This is a genomic window from Mesorhizobium sp. M0590, from assembly GCF_040320905.1.
Classification (GTDB): Bacteria; Pseudomonadota; Alphaproteobacteria; order Rhizobiales; family Rhizobiaceae; genus Mesorhizobium.
This window is the reverse complement of sequence record NZ_JAMYQN010000058.1, coordinates 1-2767: the sequence shown is the minus strand read 5'-3', so window position 1 is coordinate 2767 and position 2767 is coordinate 1. Positions and strand designations below refer to the sequence as shown.

3 pseudogenes are annotated in these 2767 nt (G+C 61.7%); 2 read left to right on the top strand and 1 reads right to left on the bottom strand.

The annotated features are described in order from the left end of the window. Positions 1–952: 952 nt before the first annotated feature. Positions 953–1249: pseudogene (locus NKI52_RS32530) on the bottom strand (integrase core domain-containing protein); the annotation flags it as partial. Between the two features lie 45 nt (positions 1250–1294). Between NKI52_RS32530 and NKI52_RS32900 the strand changes: the two are divergent. Both NKI52_RS32900 and NKI52_RS32520 read left to right on the top strand, forming a co-directional pair. Then, positions 1295–1621 (top strand): annotated as a pseudogene (locus tag NKI52_RS32900) (helix-turn-helix domain-containing protein); the annotation flags it as partial. Positions 1622–1729: 108 nt separating this feature from the next. Then, a pseudogene (locus NKI52_RS32520) lies at positions 1730–2662 on the top strand (IS1380 family transposase); the annotation flags it as partial. Positions 2663–2767 lie beyond the last annotated feature (105 nt).

Below are 2767 nucleotides of genomic sequence, written 5' to 3'. Positions count from 1 at the left end.
TCGGATCGGCCTTAGCAACCAAATCCTACGTCATTTCAACGGCTTGAACCACATTCGCCAACCCACCGTGAATTTTTCAGGCTAGCCTGGTGCGCTACTCGCTCGAAGACATCATGAAACTCGCAGTTGCCAACTATAACGCGAACCGCATTCCAATATCCGGATCCGGGACGACGTCCTTTCCGGCATCGTCGTGGCGCTTGATGGTCTTGAGGCGGTTGGTCTGGCCTCGGCCACGTGCTCCGAGGCTGAGTGATTGCCGCCCGGACAGGCATCGGCGATCTTGGCTCGACGCCAGCATCATCGTCGCCGCGTATTACTTCAGCGAAACGGCCCGGGACCGAAAGCTTCCGCGTATTTTCATGGAGATGGCGAAGAAACCGGTCGAACAGCTCATTGAGAGATGCCGGGTTTTCTCTCAGGAGCCATGCACAATTGCGGCGCGACAGCGGCTGCCACCGTGCGGAGCGGTCGATGACCGGCCCGTGCGGTAGCGACCGCCCCTTGCACCAAGGCCAAGTCGACGCGGGTACTTGCGGCGGCTCAAGCAGCCGCGGATCATTCGCGACAGTGTATCTCCGCTCAACGGCATGACGAGTCTGTCCGGAAGGCATGAGCCCGACTCACCGCCGCAAACCCGATCCCTGCTGGCTTCGTCGACCCGAACGATGCCGCAACTTTCGGTTGACCCGTCCCCAAGAAGCCTCTCGGTGGAGCTTCGTCGTGAGCATTGGATCGCGCATCGAAGTCGTCATACGTGGAGCCGGATTTCGACAACCCGCCCATCGAAAGCTCGAGTGAAATCAGGAGGTGGAAACCTTGGAGTGCGGGCAAATCACGACGTCAACTGCGATGTCGGCTCTGAGAACTTATCCACACTGCGCCCACCGAGCCGTGTTGCGTTTTTCGCGACTGAACCGCCCCGGGTTTTCCGGAGGCCGTATCGTTTGAGTCACGCGGCTATGGCTGTTTCAAAACATGGCATAGTAGCGTTGCTCGGCTTCGGCCGGCGGGATGTTGCCCGATGAGCTCCAGCAGCCGGCGATTGTTGAACCAGTCGACCCATTCGAGCGTGGCGAACTCGACGGCCTCGAATGAGCGCCAGCGTCCGCGTCGATGGATCACCTCGGCCTTGTAAAGACCGTTGATCGTTCGGCGAGAGCATTGTCGTAAGAGTCGCCGACACTGCCCACCGAAGGTTCGACGCCCGCCTTCCGCCAGGCGCTCGGTGTCTGATAGAGACGTATTGGCGGATTCAACCGGCCGTCGCAACACCAAGGGATTGGAGGTTGCAATGACGGTTCACCAACGCGCTTCAGATCGGTGCACTCGAAAGAAGCTAGATTCGCCCGGGCGTCCGCCTGCCTGGCAGCGTGAGAATCGCTTCCGGTTCTGGCAAGCTATTGCCTTGGGACGTTCGAGCGAGGAGGCCGCACTGGATGCCGGTATATCAACGCCTCTTGGTCCGCGCTGGTTTCGGAGTGCAGGAGGGATGCCGCCAACGCATTTGGCGCCGTGGGCGAAGCCGCCTTCGGGGCGATATCTTTCCTTTCGGGAGCGCGAGGATATTGCGCTTGAGCTTGCCAAGGGAATCGGCATCCGGGCCATTGCGCGTAAGCTAGCCTGAAAAATTCACGGTGGGTTGGCGGATGTGGCGCAAACCATTGAAATGACGTAGGATTTGGTTGCTTACGCCGATCCGAATCATTTCCCGGAGACCACATCCGCCATGAATGATCTTATGCTACCGCTGAGCGGTTTGTCATCTGTCGGCGGCAAGGCCGTCATCGCCCGTTTCGACGGCGGCATGCTGTCGTCCAACAGTGGCGTTCTGGCTCTGGCCGAGGTGGAAAAGCGGCTGCGTGTGGCCGAGCGTCTGGCGTGTTGCATCGGCGATCCGCGCTGCCCGGACCAGACCGTCCACAGCCTTGCCGACATGATCGGCTTTCGCATGAAGATGATTGCCGCCGGCTATGAGGATGGCAATGACGCCAATCGGCTGCGCTCCGATCCGATCTTCAAGATGGCCCAGGATGCGCTGCCTTCGGGTCGGGATCTGGCCTCCCAATCGACGATGTGTCGGCTGGAGAACCTACCCGATGTGCGCTCGCTGCTTGCTATGGGCCGGGCGATGGTCGACCTCTACTGCGCTTCCTTCCGCCAGGTGCCGAAGCGGATCGTGCTCGACATCGACGACACCTTTGACGCCGTGCATGGCGCCCAGCAGCTTCGCCTGTTCAATGCCCACCATGACGAATACGGCTTCCAGCCGATCGTGGTGTTCGATGGCGACGGCCGCTTCGTCGGTGCGGTGCTGCGGCCGGCCAAGCGGCCGAGCGGGGCAGAAATCCGTCCCCACCTGCGCCGCCTGGTGCGGGCGATCCGGAGCCATTGGCCGAACACCCGGATTCTGATCCGGGCCGACGCCCATTATTGCGGCCCACTGGTCATTGACTGGTGCCGCGCCAACGATGTCGACTTCATCCTCGGCCTGGCGCCCACCACGACGCTGCGCAAGCATGTCGCGGATCTGGAAGCCAGCACGCTGGCACGTTTTGAAGCGTCGGCCAAGACGGGCAAGGTCCGCCGCTTCAAGGAGTTCCTGGACGGGGCTGCCAGCTGGAGCCGCGTCGAGCGCATCATCGCCCGCATCGAGGTGGGCGGCCACGCGGGGGCCAACCCCATTCAAGGCACCCCACAACGCACCGGGAGCACCCACGCGCCAAACAGCGGGGCCTCATAGAGGCTCCGCGGCCGCGAAAGCACA